The 14,255-nt window shown below is 60.3% G+C and carries 18 protein-coding genes and 1 tRNA gene; 10 read left to right on the top strand and 9 right to left on the bottom strand.

What is annotated here, in order from left to right; translation table 11 throughout:
- Window positions 1–68: 68 nt before the first annotated feature.
- Together QZ964_RS08155 and QZ964_RS08150 are read right to left on the bottom strand one after the other, a co-directional pair.
- Window positions 69–779: a hypothetical protein gene (locus QZ964_RS08155; RefSeq protein ID WP_292530869.1), complete on the bottom strand. Its 711-nt coding sequence runs from the start codon at window positions 777–779 to the stop codon at window positions 69–71.
- 9 nt (window positions 780–788) lie between these two features.
- A complete protein-coding gene (locus QZ964_RS08150; protein WP_292530867.1) occupies window positions 789–1,220 on the bottom strand; it encodes a hypothetical protein in 432 nt (143 codons plus the stop codon).
- Window positions 1,221–1,458: 238 nt separating this feature from the next.
- Here QZ964_RS08150 and QZ964_RS08145 point away from each other — a divergent pair, with 238 nt between their 5' ends.
- The 4 genes from QZ964_RS08145 (at window position 1,459) to QZ964_RS08130 (ending at window position 4,798) form a co-directional block, all read left to right on the top strand.
- Entirely contained in the window at window positions 1,459–1,692 is a 234-nt protein-coding gene (locus tag QZ964_RS08145) for a hypothetical protein (RefSeq protein WP_292530865.1), read from the top strand.
- Between the two features lie 2 nt (window positions 1,693–1,694).
- Window positions 1,695–1,952 (top strand): hypothetical protein, encoded by a 258-nt coding sequence (locus QZ964_RS08140; protein WP_292530863.1) that lies wholly within the window; start codon window positions 1,695–1,697, stop codon window positions 1,950–1,952.
- A 508-nt stretch (window positions 1,953–2,460) separates the two neighbouring features.
- Window positions 2,461–3,783 (top strand): tyrosine-type recombinase/integrase, encoded by a 1,323-nt coding sequence (locus QZ964_RS08135; RefSeq protein WP_292530861.1) that lies wholly within the window; start codon window positions 2,461–2,463, stop codon window positions 3,781–3,783.
- Window positions 3,764–4,798: a tyrosine-type recombinase/integrase gene (locus QZ964_RS08130; protein WP_292530860.1), complete on the top strand. Its 1,035-nt coding sequence runs from the start codon at window positions 3,764–3,766 to the stop codon at window positions 4,796–4,798. The genes QZ964_RS08135 and QZ964_RS08130 overlap by 20 nt, the downstream gene beginning before the upstream one ends.
- A gap of 70 nt (window positions 4,799–4,868) precedes the next feature.
- Here QZ964_RS08130 and QZ964_RS08125 read toward each other — a convergent pair.
- Window positions 4,869–4,944: transfer RNA gene (locus QZ964_RS08125), tRNA-Phe, on the bottom strand.
- A 186-nt stretch (window positions 4,945–5,130) separates the two neighbouring features.
- Between QZ964_RS08125 and QZ964_RS08120 the strand changes: the two genes are divergently transcribed.
- Together QZ964_RS08120 and QZ964_RS08115 are read left to right on the top strand one after the other, a co-directional pair.
- Window positions 5,131–5,292 (top strand): hypothetical protein, encoded by a 162-nt coding sequence (locus tag QZ964_RS08120; RefSeq protein ID WP_292530858.1) that lies wholly within the window; start codon window positions 5,131–5,133, stop codon window positions 5,290–5,292.
- Between the two features lie 157 nt (window positions 5,293–5,449).
- Complete coding sequence (locus QZ964_RS08115; protein WP_292530856.1) at window positions 5,450–5,980, top strand: gamma carbonic anhydrase family protein; 531 nt, start codon at window positions 5,450–5,452, stop codon at window positions 5,978–5,980.
- 9 nt (window positions 5,981–5,989) lie between these two features.
- Here the strand turns inward: QZ964_RS08115 and QZ964_RS08110 are convergent, their stop codons facing one another.
- The 4 genes from QZ964_RS08110 to QZ964_RS08095 form a co-directional block, all read right to left on the bottom strand.
- Complete coding sequence (locus QZ964_RS08110) at window positions 5,990–6,613, bottom strand: transglutaminase-like cysteine peptidase (RefSeq protein WP_292530854.1); 624 nt, start codon at window positions 6,611–6,613, stop codon at window positions 5,990–5,992.
- A gap of 431 nt (window positions 6,614–7,044) precedes the next feature.
- Window positions 7,045–8,199: a DUF2235 domain-containing protein gene (locus QZ964_RS08105; protein WP_292530852.1), complete on the bottom strand. Its 1,155-nt coding sequence runs from the start codon at window positions 8,197–8,199 to the stop codon at window positions 7,045–7,047.
- A gap of 43 nt (window positions 8,200–8,242) precedes the next feature.
- Complete coding sequence (locus tag QZ964_RS08100; protein ID WP_292530850.1) at window positions 8,243–8,500, bottom strand: exodeoxyribonuclease VII small subunit; 258 nt, start codon at window positions 8,498–8,500, stop codon at window positions 8,243–8,245.
- A gap of 46 nt (window positions 8,501–8,546) precedes the next feature.
- Window positions 8,547–9,947: a cation diffusion facilitator family transporter gene (locus tag QZ964_RS08095; RefSeq protein WP_292530848.1), complete on the bottom strand. Its 1,401-nt coding sequence runs from the start codon at window positions 9,945–9,947 to the stop codon at window positions 8,547–8,549.
- A 114-nt stretch (window positions 9,948–10,061) separates the two neighbouring features.
- On the opposite strand from QZ964_RS08095, the gene QZ964_RS08090 reads away from it, so the two are divergent.
- The 3 genes from QZ964_RS08090 to QZ964_RS08080 all read left to right on the top strand — a co-directional run bounded on the left by QZ964_RS08090 (window position 10,062) and on the right by QZ964_RS08080 (window position 12,154).
- Entirely contained in the window at window positions 10,062–10,502 is a 441-nt protein-coding gene (locus QZ964_RS08090; RefSeq protein WP_292530846.1) for a VOC family protein, read from the top strand.
- 505 nt (window positions 10,503–11,007) lie between these two features.
- Entirely contained in the window at window positions 11,008–11,367 is a 360-nt protein-coding gene (locus tag QZ964_RS08085; RefSeq protein WP_292530844.1) for a hypothetical protein, read from the top strand.
- A 145-nt stretch (window positions 11,368–11,512) separates the two neighbouring features.
- The gene (locus tag QZ964_RS08080; protein ID WP_292530842.1) at window positions 11,513–12,154 is read left to right on the top strand and encodes a DedA family protein; all 642 of its coding nucleotides are present in this window, start codon (window positions 11,513–11,515) and stop codon (window positions 12,152–12,154) included.
- Here QZ964_RS08080 and QZ964_RS08075 read toward each other — a convergent pair.
- Window positions 12,151–12,642: a DUF2244 domain-containing protein gene (locus QZ964_RS08075; RefSeq protein WP_292530840.1), complete on the bottom strand. Its 492-nt coding sequence runs from the start codon at window positions 12,640–12,642 to the stop codon at window positions 12,151–12,153. The two genes, QZ964_RS08080 and QZ964_RS08075, sit on opposite strands and share 4 nt — an antisense overlap.
- 50 nt (window positions 12,643–12,692) lie before the next feature.
- Between QZ964_RS08075 and nth the strand changes: the two genes are divergently transcribed.
- The gene (nth, locus tag QZ964_RS08070; RefSeq protein ID WP_292530839.1) at window positions 12,693–13,397 is read left to right on the top strand and encodes an endonuclease III; all 705 of its coding nucleotides are present in this window, start codon (window positions 12,693–12,695) and stop codon (window positions 13,395–13,397) included.
- Between the two features lie 238 nt (window positions 13,398–13,635).
- On the opposite strand, the gene QZ964_RS08065 is transcribed toward nth, so the two are convergent.
- The gene (locus tag QZ964_RS08065; RefSeq protein ID WP_292530838.1) at window positions 13,636–14,148 is read right to left on the bottom strand and encodes a hypothetical protein; all 513 of its coding nucleotides are present in this window, start codon (window positions 14,146–14,148) and stop codon (window positions 13,636–13,638) included.
- Window positions 14,149–14,255 lie beyond the last annotated feature (107 nt).

Genomic DNA, 14,255 nt, shown 5'->3' with positions numbered 1-14,255 from the left:
TTTGCGCGCAGCTCCGCTTGAAGTGCCGCGCGACGCGCTAACGCCCGCTGCGCGATTATGTCCATGGGCTAGCCGCGCGCCTTGCGCCGTTCGATCAATGAATCGATACGGCTCGTGTCGAGGCCGGACGCCGCCAATTCCGAGCGCTGCGTATGCAGCGTGTCGTCTACGGCATCGTCACTTATGCTTGCGTTGATGGTCTGCGAGCGCCGGGCGCTCAAAGCCTTTGCAAGGCTCTTGTCATGCTGCCGCAGGATGGCAAGTCGCTCGGCGTGGCCGAGTTCGACATCGAGCAGTTCTAGATACTTCTTTTTCCAGGCAAGTTCATATGTCGTGTAACCATACTCGCGCTGCGCCCGGAGCGCTTGCTGCGCGTCTACGAGTGTGGTCTCAACATGCGCCAGTTCCGTCAATCGCTTGACCTCTGCGACTTCGTAGCGATGTTGCGCTTGGCGCAGTTGGTCCGCGCGTTCAGCTCGCCGTGTCGCTCGTTCGCTCGCCAGGATTTCCGGAAGTTCATGCAATTCCGCAAGCGCTCGTTGCCGGCGGCCATACGCTTCGATCAGACCCTTCTGCGCGTCGAACAGTTCGGCCTCGGCGGAAGTCCGCGCCGTTAGCGCGCTGAACGTCTTCGTGTGCGATCGCGCCTCAACGCGGTTGAAGTAGCCATCGATAAGGCCCCCGGGCTGACTCCGCACCGGCACGATGGTCGCCATGGTTTCGGCGTGCTGCTCGCTCGGCAGCACGCGCATTGGAGGGATGAGTTGTTGTTTCGACATGCCCTCCCCCTACTTACGCCGTCCGCGCGCGTTCTTGTCGCGCAGGAATGACTCAAACTCCTTTAGTTCGTCCTGCTTCAGCGAAGTGCGCAGTTGGCTTTCAGCGAGCGACGCTTCCGCATCGAGCTTGCGCGCATAGGCGCGAGTACGCTGGGCTTCCTGGTCGTAGTGCTCGGCCGATTCGCTCGGCTGAAGTTCTTTAGGCGACCGCGCAGCGCCGCCGGTCAGGGCTGCAATTGCGGCGACGGCAGCGATTATTAGCCCGTAGACACCGAAGATGACCAGCTCTGGCGGCCATTCGCCATTCGTAGCCGCGTTTGTGCTTGCCGACGCGTAGCATCGGTACTGGCCAGATGAGTTATCGTACCTGCATACAGCGGATGCGGGGGTGGCCGCCAGAACGAACAGCACCGTGGCGGGGATAAGCAGATATTTTTTCATGACGCCCTCCTTCCTTGGGTTCGAGGACAGCGTCATGGTTGAATCGATTCGCGCAGACGAAAAGTTAGGGGCGTGCTCGTCGCGATAATTTTCCCCAAGCACGCCCTTGCCTTGCGCGGCTTCTAGCGCGCGGTATCCTTTCCTTAGAGACGCTCCGTCGTGTCGACCGGCATCTCTCGTGGGTGTCGGTCACGCATGACGGAGTAGTTCGATGTTTGAAAAGTCGGCAGGCGCAAACGTGTCTGCACAGCCGCCACCCATCCTTCAATTCGTGTCGGTCGAGATCATGCCGACGGGCGACGGACGTTTAGCCGTCTCGCTCGCCGGCACCTATCTCGACGAGGAACTGCTTGAATTCGTCAATGACGAGATCGCCAGCGCGCGAGTCGCGTCGCTCGACGATGCGCTCGCGATGATCCGCAACACAGTCGCCGCTGCTCTCGGGCTTGGCGCGAAGAAAGAAGGACATTGACCATGGCCAACAATGCGCAACCGGCCTATCGCGCCTACACTGTCGTCAAGCGCGAAGGCGCTGACGACTACTGGCTGCCGATCGGCGCAGCATTCGAACATGCCGATGGCGGCGGGCTAAACGTTGTCCTGCAAGCGCTTCCTATCGACGGCCGCATCGTCTTGCGCGTTCCGAAGGACGATGACCCGCCGGCCGAGCAGGGTTCGAGGCAGCCACGGCCGAAGGAAGAAAAGCGCGGGAATGATCGGCGCAGCCGATAGATGCGCTTCCAACAAACTACGAGAGCCGTCGAAAATATTCGTCGGCTCTTCGTTCCTCATAAAAAATGCAAAAAGTGCTTGACATAGCTTTAATAGCGCGTAGCCATTTAGCGTCACGGGATGGGCACGGTGCCCTTCAGCCGTGCTAGTATTCGACGCGCCAGCGCGGATAGATATACAGTTGTGGCGGTAGTTATTCAGAATCTACCGGTCTAGCCGCGCTACCACATGGCTCCGCACACGAAGACAAGTGCGGAAAAATATGGAGCGCGGCCATGATGCCGCTATAGCTTCTACCTAAGAACAGTACTGGCTTGCGTCTGCGGCCCAAGCTGTTCGCCCCTCCTTCACTTTTAACTTCGGGTTGCTCGCGCAGAGTCGGTGCCGTCACGTCTTTGACGACCCGCGCTCCAAGCAAGTGGCCCTATAACGCGAGGTCATAGGGCCTGTCGCGAGCGGCGTTGGCGCGCCCTCCGACATGGCGGCGAACCGTCATGGAGTCCGCCACATGGAAAGTGTCTCACACAGTTCCCCTTCGGGGAACAAAACGCCGAATCAGGAAGCAACACAAGAAAAGCGTCAAGAGAGCGCCTCCACCGTCTCCGAGGTGCAGAGCCGAGCGACTCTGGAACATCCTGATGCCAGCGAGAATGGCTGCAACGAAACACAACTGACCTTCGACGAAGTGTGCTCGCTATACGAGGAAGCTGCGGGCAATTTAAGCGGCTATGAAAGACTCCTCGCGACATTTGGCCATATGCCGCTGGATGACATCACCCAGGAAGTGATCGATCGCGTGGCCGAGCGCCTTCATCCGAATGGCAAAGCATCAACAATCCGGCGCAACTACTTCACAAGAATCCGGGCGATCTTCAATTTCGCTGCCGACAAGGGTCTGTGTGAGCGCCGGAAAATAGCAGCGCCGCCGACGGAGCGGCAGCCACAGAAAGTTCCAACGTTGCACCCGAGAGACGCCAATCGCATCATCAGGGCTTGTGATGAGCGGTTCCGGCCGCTCTTTATTTGTCTCCTCCTTTCGGGAGGTCACGCCCAGGAGTGTCTGTCGCTTTGCTGGGAGCAGATCGATTTTGTTCGAAAGGAGATTCGATTCCCTAAGACGAAAAGTACGGCAAAACGACAGGTGCCCATCCATCCGCTCCTGTTCGAGGCGTTGCTTCATCTGCCCCGTCGTGAAGGTGCCGTGTTTCTTCGGCCGAACGGCGAGCCATACAAAGAACGACGTAACGCGGGAGCGTCTATCCGCCATGTTTTCGCGGAGGCGCGCAACGGCGCGGGTCTTAAGAACCTGCGCGTACGCGATCTGCATTCGATATGGGCAACGCTCGAACTCGCTCGCAATCGAAACGTACCACAGCTTGCGTACCGAGGAGGCTGGGCGGATGGAGCGTCGCTTCCTTTGTACGAACGCATGAGCCCCGCTGAACTGGACGAGTTGCGCGACGCACATGACCGATGGCTGTTACCGCCTCTTGCCACGGAAGAAGATCAGCAGCACTCGGAGAAACCGCACGCGTTAGCCGAAAACTCTCCGCCTAAAAGGAAAAGCGAGTCGCGTCGAGAAGATGCCCGGCCCCTCCCGCGCTTGTTGAGACGCGAAGAGGCCGCTCACTACTGCGCGCTTAGCGTCGAGTATTTCCTCAGGCTTTGCCCGGTGCCACCGATAAAATTGGGCAACAGCAAAAGGCTTGAGCGTTACGATATCAAGGCGCTTGACGCGTGGCTCGACAATCCCGCTGGAGGTGGGACATCATCGGGCGGTTCAGAGTGGTTGGGTCGTGTGGAGAAGCCCCGTGGCCGCCGTCCGCGTTAAAGGCATCAAGAAAGTCCGGTCGAAGGGCCGTGACTACTATTATCATCGCAAGTCGATGACACGGATCAATGCCAAGTTTGGCACGGCCGAGTTCTTCGTCGAGTTGGCGCAGTTGGAGCGCGCAGCACACAAGGCCGCATCTCTACCAGGCATGTTAGGTGCGGCCATCGAACGCTACCGGCGCTCCACGTTTTTCTGCGACCTGGCACCCGCGACGCGTAATTCTTATGACCGAGCATTCGCAGTCCTGGAGCCGTTGTCGCCAATGCCCCTTGTTGAGGCAACGCCTGCTTGGGTTGCTGGGCTCCGCGACGAGATCGCAGAAAAGCGCGGACGGTGGATGGCAAATTATGCCGTCGTGGCATTGTCAGTCGTTTTCGAGCACGCCCGAGAAAACGGCTGGATGCGCGATAACCCGACGAGAGGCATCCGCAAGATCGGCCGAGACAAGTCGAAGCCGCGTGCCAATCGTCCCTGGACGGAGGCCGAGTGCCGCACCGTTCTAGACCACGCTGCCCCCTATTTGCGCGTGCCCATTGCGCTCGCCATGTTCGGCGGGCTGCGCAAAGGAGATGTGTTGCGGGTGACTAAATCGACACTCCGCGATGGCGTCGGCCGCATCACGACGCGCAAGCGCGGCGTCGACGTGACGATCCCCATTCATCCAATACTTGCGCACATACTGGCGTCGGCTCCGCAACACGACGCGCTGACGATCGCGACCAACTCTCAAGGGCAGACCTGGACGGAGAGCGGCTTCAACGCGACGTTCGGGAAATTCATCGACCGACTGGAGCAGCGAGGACTGGTCGACCCAGGACTCACGATGCACGGGTTACGTCATACGCTTGGCACCCGCCTTCGCGAAGCAGGAGCTGACCTCGATACCATCCGGCGGGTTCTGGGGCAGAAGACGCTCGTCATGGCGCAGCACTATTCGGAGACAGCCGACAACCTGCCGCAGGCGCGCGAAGCGGTGCTCCGACTCGACATCCTCGGGAACAAAAAGGGATGAAAGTTGGAAAACCGGGTGGAAAACTGTGTCGTAAGTGTCCGAGCAGTTTTTTCTAAGTCATTGTTTTTAATGGTGCCCAGGGGCGGGATCGAACCACCGACACTGCGATTTTCAGTCGCATGCTCTACCAACTGAGCTACCTGGGCTCGCGCGAGCGCGATGTGTCGGGCTTATAGAAAGCGCGCTGCGACTTGTCCAGACCCGCGCGCCGCGAAGGAAACGCCGGCGATTAATACGCGCCGCCGCGCAACCGCGGACGCGGCGGCATTCACGATGAGCCGGCTTGCCCGCGTCAGGGCGCTGGAAAAATCACAAAATCGAGTCGTCTTGAATTGGCGCTCTTCCAGAAGTCGCGCCTCGATCTCGGCCAGCGCCAGGCCCGGTTCGCCGCGACCAAAACCAACAACCAGTCGGCGTCGGCATGTGCGTCGAGCGGGCGGCGCGCGCTCCTACCCGGCTTTTCCGAGAAACTGCCGGTCGCTGCAAACAGCTGAAGTCCCCTGATCGAGGACGAAGCCGAAATCATCAATTGCCGGGCCGCAGCCCGGCGCGACAAAATTTCCGTAGTTTCCACTGGCCTGGGCTCTGCGCCATTGCCTGTGAAAGGCCGGAAATGGCAATGTCGCGCCTCATTTTATGGAGGCTTCGCCAATGCCGCTTTACACGATCGACGGAATCGCGCCGCGCCTCCCGGCCCCCGGCCGCTTCTATGTGGCGCCCGGCGCGCAGATCATCGGCCGGGTCGCCCTTGAGGAGGACGCCAATGTCTGGTTCGGCTGCGTTCTGCGCGGCGACAATGAATGGATCACGGTCGGCGCCCGCACCAACATTCAGGAAAACAGCGTCCTCCATACCGACATGGGCTACCCGCTCGTCATCGGGCCGGACTGCACCATCGGCCATGGCGTCATTCTGCATAGCTGCATGATCGGCGCGGCGAGCCTGATCGGCATGGGCGCGACGATCCTCAATGGCGCGAAGATCGGCGCGAACTGCCTCGTCGGCGCAAATGCGCTGGTGACCGAGGGCAAGGAATTTCCCGACTATTCGCTGATCGTCGGCGCGCCCGCCAAGGCGATCCGCACGCTCGGCGAGGACGCGCGCGCCCGTCATCTCGAATCGGCGAAACATTATGTCGAGAACGGCCAACGCTACGCCAAGGGGCTGACGCTGATCGCCTGAGCGCCGGCCTCACCGCGAGACATAGAGCGGGGCGCTGGTCGCCGGGCCGATCGCCACCCAGACATTCTGATTGCGCTGCGACTGACGCTTGACGAAACGATAGGGAACGCGCGTCCACGGCCGCATCTCGTCGGAAAGGTTGTCGAGCACGAATTCGCCGCGGTTGGTCTTGACCGTGAGAACCGAGTGGCCTTCGCCGTTCTTCTCCTTGACCACCGTGAGCAGCAGCGCCTGCCGGGGAAAGCCTTCTTCGATCAGCATTTGGCGCTTCAGCAACGCGAAATCTTCGCAGTCGCCCTTGCCGTCGCCGGGATAGTCCCACTGGTCGACCGAGCCCCAATGATCCGTGTCCGCAACCGGATCGATGTTCTTGTTCACCCAGCCGTTGATGCGCGCGATCTTGCGATAGACGGCGGCGGTGAGTTCGACATCCTGAGGCGCGGTTTCATCGTCCCGGCACTCGCCCCGGTAGCGCTGGCAGAAGTCCACCCAGCCATATGGCACGCTGGTTTCCAAACCGATCGTCGCGAAAGTCGCGGTTTCCGGTCCGGCGAAGCTTTTCGCGTTGACCGCGACAAGCGCCGCGCCCGCCATCCCGAGAGCCATAACCGCCTTGCTGATAACGCCCAACATAACCCGCCTCCGTGACATGAGGCGAGGTTAGATTTGTTGTTTTGCGGTCGATGAAAGTATTTCCGCCGCATTTTACGCGAAAGCGTTCAGATTTTCTCCGATTTCCAGTAAGTATAATTTTGCGCTATAAAAACCCATAAAATTTGATATGACCTCATATCACCTTGAAATAATAGGTTTTTTATCGCGTCTGCGCCTCGGCCACGAGGCGCGCGTCTGTCCTCGGCTTAAGCTTCCAGGAACGCTGGTTAACTTGCGCCAGCCGTGAAGGTTAACGCGCCCGGTCAGCGCGTAACTTTTTTTTGGCGGGCGCAGCGACGGCGCGCCTTCCGAGCGGCGCAAATTCGTCACAAAGTTTTTTGCGCCCCAATGCGGCAGGCGACGCCCCTACCCTCCCCTTGAGGAGCAGGCGGATTGTATTGCAGCGCCCATCAGGCGCCGCGGCCTCGCTTTGCTTCGAGATCGCTCCACATTTTGTCGTATTGTTTATCGACCTTCCGCTTTTCGAGCACCGCGTCGATGTCCTCGTCCGGTCCAATCGGACGAATATATTCGCCACGCCAAGTGAGGTGTTTGACCAGTTCATGGTCGTCGCGCGGATAGACCGACTTCAACCCCAGAAGCGAAGGCGCTTTGACAAAAGCTGCCGTCAGCAATTGGTAGTAAAGCGTCTGGCTCTTTTCGATCGGCTGCGAATAATCCTTGCTGAAAAGGCGATCCTTGGAAAATTTTGCCTTGTCCAGCGGCGCGATGTTAAGCCCGTTTAGGCGCGCGCATTCCACCATCCATTCCAGAGCGCAATCCGACAGGCCGTATTGACTGTAGCCGCCGCCGACGTTCGAATGCACGCCTGGAAACCATTTCTGCTTGTAGAGCGGAAATCCGCGCTCCGCCAAATTCTTCTCGTTTCGCTGCCGATGATAGTCAGTGAGTTCGATGTGCGTCGGACGGAACGGCCAGCGACGCTCGTCGGCGGCTACGGCGTGATAGGCGCTGTCGACGCTCTCGCTTAGCGTCACATTATGAAAACTGCACCCGAACATTTTGTCGACGAGATATCCCAGGAATTCGCCGTAAGGCGCTCCCAGTGCGCCGACGGTGTCCCATACGCCGAGAAAGCGGATTTTCACCGGCCAGGGATGGCAGTAGTCGCTTCGAAACTGGGCGGCGTCTGTGCCCTTTGGCCGCCAGCCGTCCGACCTGTCCTTGTAATGTCCGTAGGCGATCGAAACCTGAGGCATGTTGCATCGTCGGAGAATGCCGAGATTATGCACCAGACCCGCTATGCTTCGCGCCGTGTAGGCGCCCCGGCTGAAGCCGAAAAGATATATTTCGTCATTCTCTTCGTAATTGCTGACAAGGAAGGAGTATGCGTCCTTGATATTGCCTGAGATTCCATAGCCGAAGGTTCCGCCCGGGATTTTTTCGCCGCGCCGCGTGCCGACGCCTGCAACGTAATGCATGAGTTGCGGGACGCCGCCCTCATCGCCGCTCTCAATGGCTTGCAAAGTCCGCAGAACGTTGGTGCCTCGCGCGGTCAAACCGTTCCATGTGCCATCGCAGAAAATGACCAGCTTCTTGGTCATGGCAAAATTCCTTATTCCTAATGCAAAACTCAAATATAATTTATCATTCGACGTCGAAAGGCGCGACTCCTGTCGGCTGTCCACTTTCCCCAAGAGTGATCTTCTCGATTCGGGATTCGGCCTCGGCGAGGAGATTCTCGCAGCGGGCCTGCAGCGCCTTGCCGCGCGCGTAGAGCCTCACCGACTCGTCGAGCGACACGGCGCCTTTTTCCAGATCGCCGACGATGCGCTCGAGCTCCTGCATCGCTTGTTCGAAGGGCATCGAAGCGATGTCTGCGGCGGCGTCCGGCTCCTGCGTCATGGCGTCTCTCATAGACCAAGCGCGCGTTTTTGGCTATGCGGCGGGCTCAGCCGTCAGCCGGTTCGGCGCGACCGACGATGCGTAGAATCGCCGGAAATTCCTCGCGCGTCCGGCGCTCGATTTCATCGAGCGCGTCATGCGCGTTTTGCACCGTTACGGCGGCGTCAATTCGGCAATGAAAGTTGACGACGAATCCGCCGGCGGTCTGGCGGACCCGAACGTCTCGCACCTGCGCGTTCGGACGGGTCTGGGCGGCGACGCGGGCGAGCGCCGCTTCGATCGCGCCGGCGATTGTAGAATCCGCGGCTTGCGCTGCGAGCAGGTGCATTTCGAGCGGTTCGATATGGGTCTCGACTTCGGCGTCGGCGCCGAATTCGTCGCGCAATGCGCTTTCGAAATCGGCGGCGATTGCGTGCGCGCGGCCGAGCGGCATGGCGCCGTCGAGTTCGATGTCGACGCCGATCGACAGGCGGCCCTCGATCTGCTGAGCGATGACATGATGCGCGTGAATATGGCGGCGCGCCCCGACCAGCAGGATGCGTTCCGCAACCGTTTCGTCGTCAAGCGCCTGCGGCTCGACCGACAGCGTGAGGCGGGCCCGCGGCGTCACGTCGGCGATTGCGTCGGCCACGGCCGATTTTATTCGCGCCGCCTGCTCCACGCGAAGTCCCCGCGCAACGCCGATCGCCGCCTCGCCGACGATGTCCGGGCCGATAGTGCGCAGGCGCAGCGAATCGATGGCGATGACGCCCGGCACCTCGGCGATCGCGCGCTTGAGGCGCGGCGCAAGTTCGCGTGGGGCGGCGTCGAGCAAGGTGTCGATGGTGCGCCGGCCCAGCCGAAAACCGGCGATCGCGATGAAAGCCGCTACGCCGAAGGCGGCAAGCGCGTCGCCACGCTCGAACCCATAATGCGCCGCAACGAGACCCAGCAGCACCAGCGTCGACGACACCAAATCGCTCGCAAAATGCAGCGCGTCGGCGGCAAGCGCGTCGCTGCCTTCCGCTTTTGCGATCCGGCTCAGCTGACGGGAGCGCACGTAATCGATGGCGATGGAGACGACGAGAACGCCGTAGACCGGCCAGCCCACGTCGATTTCGACATTCTTCTCCTGCAAGCGCCGCCACGCTTCGCCGACGACGAACAATGCCAGACCGAACAGGAAGCCGGTTTCGATCAGCGCAGCGAGCGCCTCATATTTGCCGTGGCCGTAGTGGTGTTCTTCGTCCGCCGGCTTCTCCGCTTCGCGCACCGCAAAAAAAGTCAGCGCCGTCGCGCCCGTATCGACGAAGGCGTGGCCGGACTCCGACAGCAACGCCAGCGAGCCTGACCACAGACCGGCGGCGAGCTTCGCGACTGCGAGAAGAGCGCTCGCAGCGATCGAAGCTTTGGCGGCCGCGAGCTTAACGCTGGTCGCCGCTCGCGGAAGAGCCTTTGTCTGGGTCACGTAAACGCGCCACTCTAATGTTGCAGGCCTCAGCCCTAGCAAGGCACCGATGCGGGCGCAAACCGCGCCCCCAAATGATAGAATTTGGCCGAACCATCAGATAGGAGCCGCCAGATGAAATTTCTCCACACCATGATCCGGGTCGGCGACCTCGAGGCTTCGCTTTATTTTTTTTGCGACGTGCTCGGACTAAAAGAAGTCCGCCGCACTCAGAATGAGAAAGGGCGCTATACGCTCGTCTATCTCGCTGCGCCCGAGGACGCGAGCGAGGCCAAGGAAAAGGACGCGCCTACGATTGAACTCACTTATAACTGGGACGAGCGCGAATATGCCGGCGGGCGGAATTTCGGCCACCTCGCCTTCGCCGTTGAGAATATTTACGAAGTTTGCGCGCGCCTGCAGGCGGCCGGCGTGACGATCAATCGGCCGCCGCGGGACGGCCACATGGCGTTCGTGCAAACGCCGGACAAAATCTCCATCGAACTGCTTCAGAAAGGCGCGCCGATGCCGCCGGCCGAACCATGGGCTTCAGCGCCCAATGTGGGCAGTTGGTAGGCTGTCTTCGGCGCCAAAAGTTTTTGCGTTGCAGCTACGAATTTTTTGGCCGCCGGGAACTATTCATTTGGCAATGAGTTGACTCGTAGGTCGAGCTGCGGCCTCAGCGCGGCCAAGCGATATGTTATTGAAAAACTGACGAACTTTCGTCGCGAACCTGTCACGGCTTTCAGTTAGAAACGCGGCAGGCGCGGCTCTTGTAACGACAGTTGACTGCTGTAACGACAGTTGACTATGGCCGTCGACCGTCTCGTTCGCCAGCTTGCTAAATCCCGTCCGGAATTGGGATGGGGGCAAAATTTTTCAGCGATCTTTTTTCGAGATGACGTTCAGCTGAACGGGATAGTTAGACGACGTTCAGGTGAATTGGATAGCTTGACGGCAAGAAATGCGGCCAAGAATTGAGGTCGCTGAGACGCCGACAAAAACAACAGCCGTGGGACAGCCGCGGCCAAAATGCACTAGGCAAGAAGCACGAGGGGCGAGTTGAAGGGCGGAGGTCGTCATGGTCATCTTGGATCTGATCAATTCCTGCTCTAACGACAAGGTCGCGCAAGCTGCGCTGGCTTGCATTGGCGGTCACTTCGCCGAGCGCGTGCGCACGGCCGCCGGAGAGAAAGGCCTTAGCGTTGGCAAATATGTCGTGCTGGCAGTGCGCGAGTTCGCGAGCCGGACCGACGAAGCGACGCAAGAGGCGCTTCGCGCCAAAGTCGTTCGCGACGACCAGCCTTTGCTCAGAGGCCTGCGCGAAGTGCTGGAAGCGGCGTTGGAACGCGATCCCTTCTTTATAGACGGCGAGGCCGCAGCTGCGACGCCGCCCTATGCGTTCAGCGTAGCGCGCGAGAATGCGCTGAGGTATCACTGACCGCCTATTCGATCTGACGCGCCTTCTGAATGAGTGGCGGCGTGGCTTCGGCGACGTCGCCATACGCTTTTTCACGACTTTAAAGTCGCCATGCGCATTTTTGCGCCTAAATGAGTGTGGCGGATCGTCTCTTTCTTGAATGCGGATGTCGCATCTCCTCGACCAAGCGCAAATCGCCTCCATCCTCTCGACATATGGCTACTGGGCGATCTTCGTAGTCGTGGCCCTCGAAAGCGCGGGCATTCCATTGCCGGGCGAAACCATGCTTGTCGGCGCCGCGATTTTTGCGCGGCTAACCGGCGCTATGGCGATTGAAAATATTGTGGTGGCGGCCGCCGCCGGCGCAATCGTCGGCGATAATGTCGGCTATTGGATCGGGCGGGAATATGGCACCAAGCTGCTCGAACGTTACGGTCATTACGTGGGGCTAGGACCGGAGAAATTGCGCCTCGGTCAATATCTCTTTTATCGCTGGGGCGGCACCATTGTGTTTTTTGGTCGCTTCTTCGCCTTGCTGCGCATTCTCGCCGCCTCGCTCGCCGGCGCAAATCATCTGCCGCCCGGCCGCTTTTTCATCTACAACGCGACGGGCGGCATCGTTTGGGCCTGCGTCTTCGGCTACGGCGGCTATTTCCTCACCGCCGGTTTTGAGAAAATCAAAGGTCCGATCGCGATAGCGCTCGCCGGCGGATTGGCGATTGGGCTGTTCATGCTTTGGCGCTACTATAAACGGCACGAGGCGCGGCTCATTCGCGAAGCCGACGCCATGCTAAGCCAGCGACGCTAGCTGAAACGCGCGCCTGTCCGCGCATCGACCAGCGCACGCTTAAGATCGCGCGCGAGTTCCGCCTTCTGGTCCGGCCCCAGGAAGGCGCCGATCTCGACGCTTTCGCCTCGCGAGACCAGTTCGACCCGCTCGGTGCCGAATTCTTCATGCACCGTCTGCTCGAGGCGCACCCAGGAGGGATTGAACCGCCATTCCCGTCGCTGCCCACGCGCGCCGATTTGCGCGAAAACGAGTTCGAGCGGCGTGAGGTCAAGCGTCTCGTGGCCGCGCGCGGCGCGGAAGCTCACGCGAAAGGCGAGATAAAGGCCGAGCGCGTCAAGTCCCATAAAGCCGGCGACCGGCCAAGCGCCCATGAAGAAAAAGGGCAGCGCGAACAGCGCCTGGCCAAAACAGAATATCAGGATGAAAGCGTAAAAAGCGTGCGGCGTCATTGACCGGTGCGGCGTCAGTCGCGCTTCGTAAATTTTTCGCTCGAAGGGGTCGGACATTTCTCCTGCCGCCGCTTTCTCCTCCAGATTCTAGAAGTTATAACGCGCCCATGGCGGAAACAAACACTTCAAGCGCGCGTGTCCCCAAGAGAACGCGACCCGGCCGACGGCCGGCGGCCGCTGCGGCGGCGCGCATAGACGAGATTTTCGCGCGTCTCGCGGCCGCCAATCCGGAACCCAAGAGCGAATTGAACTACAAGAACCCGTTCACGCTGCTCGTCGCCGTGGTGCTGTCGGCGCAAGCGACCGACGCTGGCGTCAACAAGGCGACTCCGGCGCTCTTCGCGCTGGCCGACACCCCCGCAAAGATGGCGGCGCTCGGCGAGGAGCGCGTGCGCGACCTCATCAAAACGATCGGCCTTTTTCGTGCCAAGGCGAAAAACATCGTCGCCCTGTCGCGACTGCTCGTCGAGCGTCATGGCGGCGAAGTGCCCAAGACGCGCGAAGAGCTGACGGCGCTCCCGGGCGTTGGCCGCAAGACGGCGAATGTCATGCTCAATGTCGCCTTCCACGAGCCGGTGATCGCGGTCGACACCCATATTTTTCGAGTCTCCAACCGGTTGCCGCTCGCGACAGGCAAGACGCCCGAGGAGGTCGAAGCGGGACTCGAGAAGATCGTGCCGCAGAAATATCTCCTGCATGCGCATCACTGGCTTATTCTGCACGGACGCTATGTCTGCAAGGCGCGCAAGCCCGAATGCCCGCGCTGCATCATCGCCGATTTGTGTCGGTTCAAGGCGAAGACTCTCGTCTGACGTTCGCAGAACATCCCGACGCTTCGCGTCATGACGACTGCGAGCGCAGCGACGCGCGGAAAGCCATCCAGCGCACCGCTCCGCGGGGAGCGGCGCTTCGGACGCATCGCAGACGAAATGAAAGTCGTCGTCAGAGACGATCAAACAAACGGGCCAGCCCCCGCGGCAATGAGGACAAAGTCACAGACAACGACAATCCGGGACGCTCGCCGTGCAGGCGTCCCGGGATGTTCTCGCCTCAATTGACCTGGCAGGTCGATTCATATCTTCCGCAGGCCCTGCCGTCGCCCCTGTCGCAACTCTGTTTCCAGGTGCGGCAACCCGGCTTTTTCCACGGCTGGCTTTCAAATTCGCCGGAACGTTTGCGCACCGGGACGCAATTGTCCGTTTCCGGAACCTGCCGCGTGCCGGGCGGGCAGCCATGCATGGAGTGGCCTTCCTCGCCGCGCGCCGGCCGTTGCCGCTGGCCGCTGTCGACGCAGAATTTTTGGGAAATGGAGCAACTCACCCTCCCGCCTTCCCGGCAGGAAGACACCGCGGGCTGGTAGTGAACGGCGCTGCGCCCGTAATTGCCCTCAAGCCTTCGAACCTCGACAAGTCCCTTGTTGTTGGCCTTCGAAAGCGCTTCCTCTCGGGAATAGCCGCTCGCCGACGCCTGCAACACGCCACAGAACGCGAAGGCGCTTCCAGTGGAAAAAACCAGCGACAGAACCAACGTGGTCGAGATAAGCGCAATATGTCTGACGTTCATGCAGCCCCCCTTTCGCCCCGGCTCAGGCTAAGCATGACGCAGGGCGAAAGATAGCGGGGCGCTAAAAAATAAAATGGGGCGAACGCCAAAGTAGCCGAAGCATCGCC

The organism is Methylocystis sp. (assembly GCF_021731785.1).
GTDB lineage: Bacteria > Pseudomonadota > Alphaproteobacteria > Rhizobiales > Beijerinckiaceae > Methylocystis.
The sequence above is the reverse complement of the archived record's forward strand: the minus strand, read 5'-3'. Positions and strand labels throughout refer to the sequence as shown.

Coding starts and splice junctions, on each gene's coding strand:
- QZ964_RS08155 (WP_292530869.1), bottom strand. CDS start 779: ATGTCGAAACAACAACTCATCCCTCCAATGCGCGTGCTGCCGAGCGAG.
- QZ964_RS08150 (WP_292530867.1), bottom strand. CDS start 1,220: ATGAAAAAATATCTGCTTATCCCCGCCACGGTGCTGTTCGTTCTGGCG.
- QZ964_RS08140 (WP_292530863.1), top strand. CDS start 1,695: ATGGCCAACAATGCGCAACCGGCCTATCGCGCCTACACTGTCGTCAAG.
- QZ964_RS08135 (WP_292530861.1), top strand. CDS start 2,461: ATGGAAAGTGTCTCACACAGTTCCCCTTCGGGGAACAAAACGCCGAAT.
- QZ964_RS08115 (WP_292530856.1), top strand. CDS start 5,450: ATGCCGCTTTACACGATCGACGGAATCGCGCCGCGCCTCCCGGCCCCC.
- QZ964_RS08110 (WP_292530854.1), bottom strand. CDS start 6,613: ATGTTGGGCGTTATCAGCAAGGCGGTTATGGCTCTCGGGATGGCGGGC.
- QZ964_RS08105 (WP_292530852.1), bottom strand. CDS start 8,199: ATGACCAAGAAGCTGGTCATTTTCTGCGATGGCACATGGAACGGTTTG.
- QZ964_RS08100 (WP_292530850.1), bottom strand. CDS start 8,500: ATGACGCAGGAGCCGGACGCCGCCGCAGACATCGCTTCGATGCCCTTC.
- QZ964_RS08090 (WP_292530846.1), top strand. CDS start 10,062: ATGAAATTTCTCCACACCATGATCCGGGTCGGCGACCTCGAGGCTTCG.
- QZ964_RS08085 (WP_292530844.1), top strand. CDS start 11,008: ATGGTCATCTTGGATCTGATCAATTCCTGCTCTAACGACAAGGTCGCG.
- QZ964_RS08080 (WP_292530842.1), top strand. CDS start 11,513: ATGTCGCATCTCCTCGACCAAGCGCAAATCGCCTCCATCCTCTCGACA.
- QZ964_RS08075 (WP_292530840.1), bottom strand. CDS start 12,642: ATGTCCGACCCCTTCGAGCGAAAAATTTACGAAGCGCGACTGACGCCG.
- nth (WP_292530839.1), top strand. CDS start 12,693: ATGGCGGAAACAAACACTTCAAGCGCGCGTGTCCCCAAGAGAACGCGA.
- QZ964_RS08065 (WP_292530838.1), bottom strand. CDS start 14,148: ATGAACGTCAGACATATTGCGCTTATCTCGACCACGTTGGTTCTGTCG.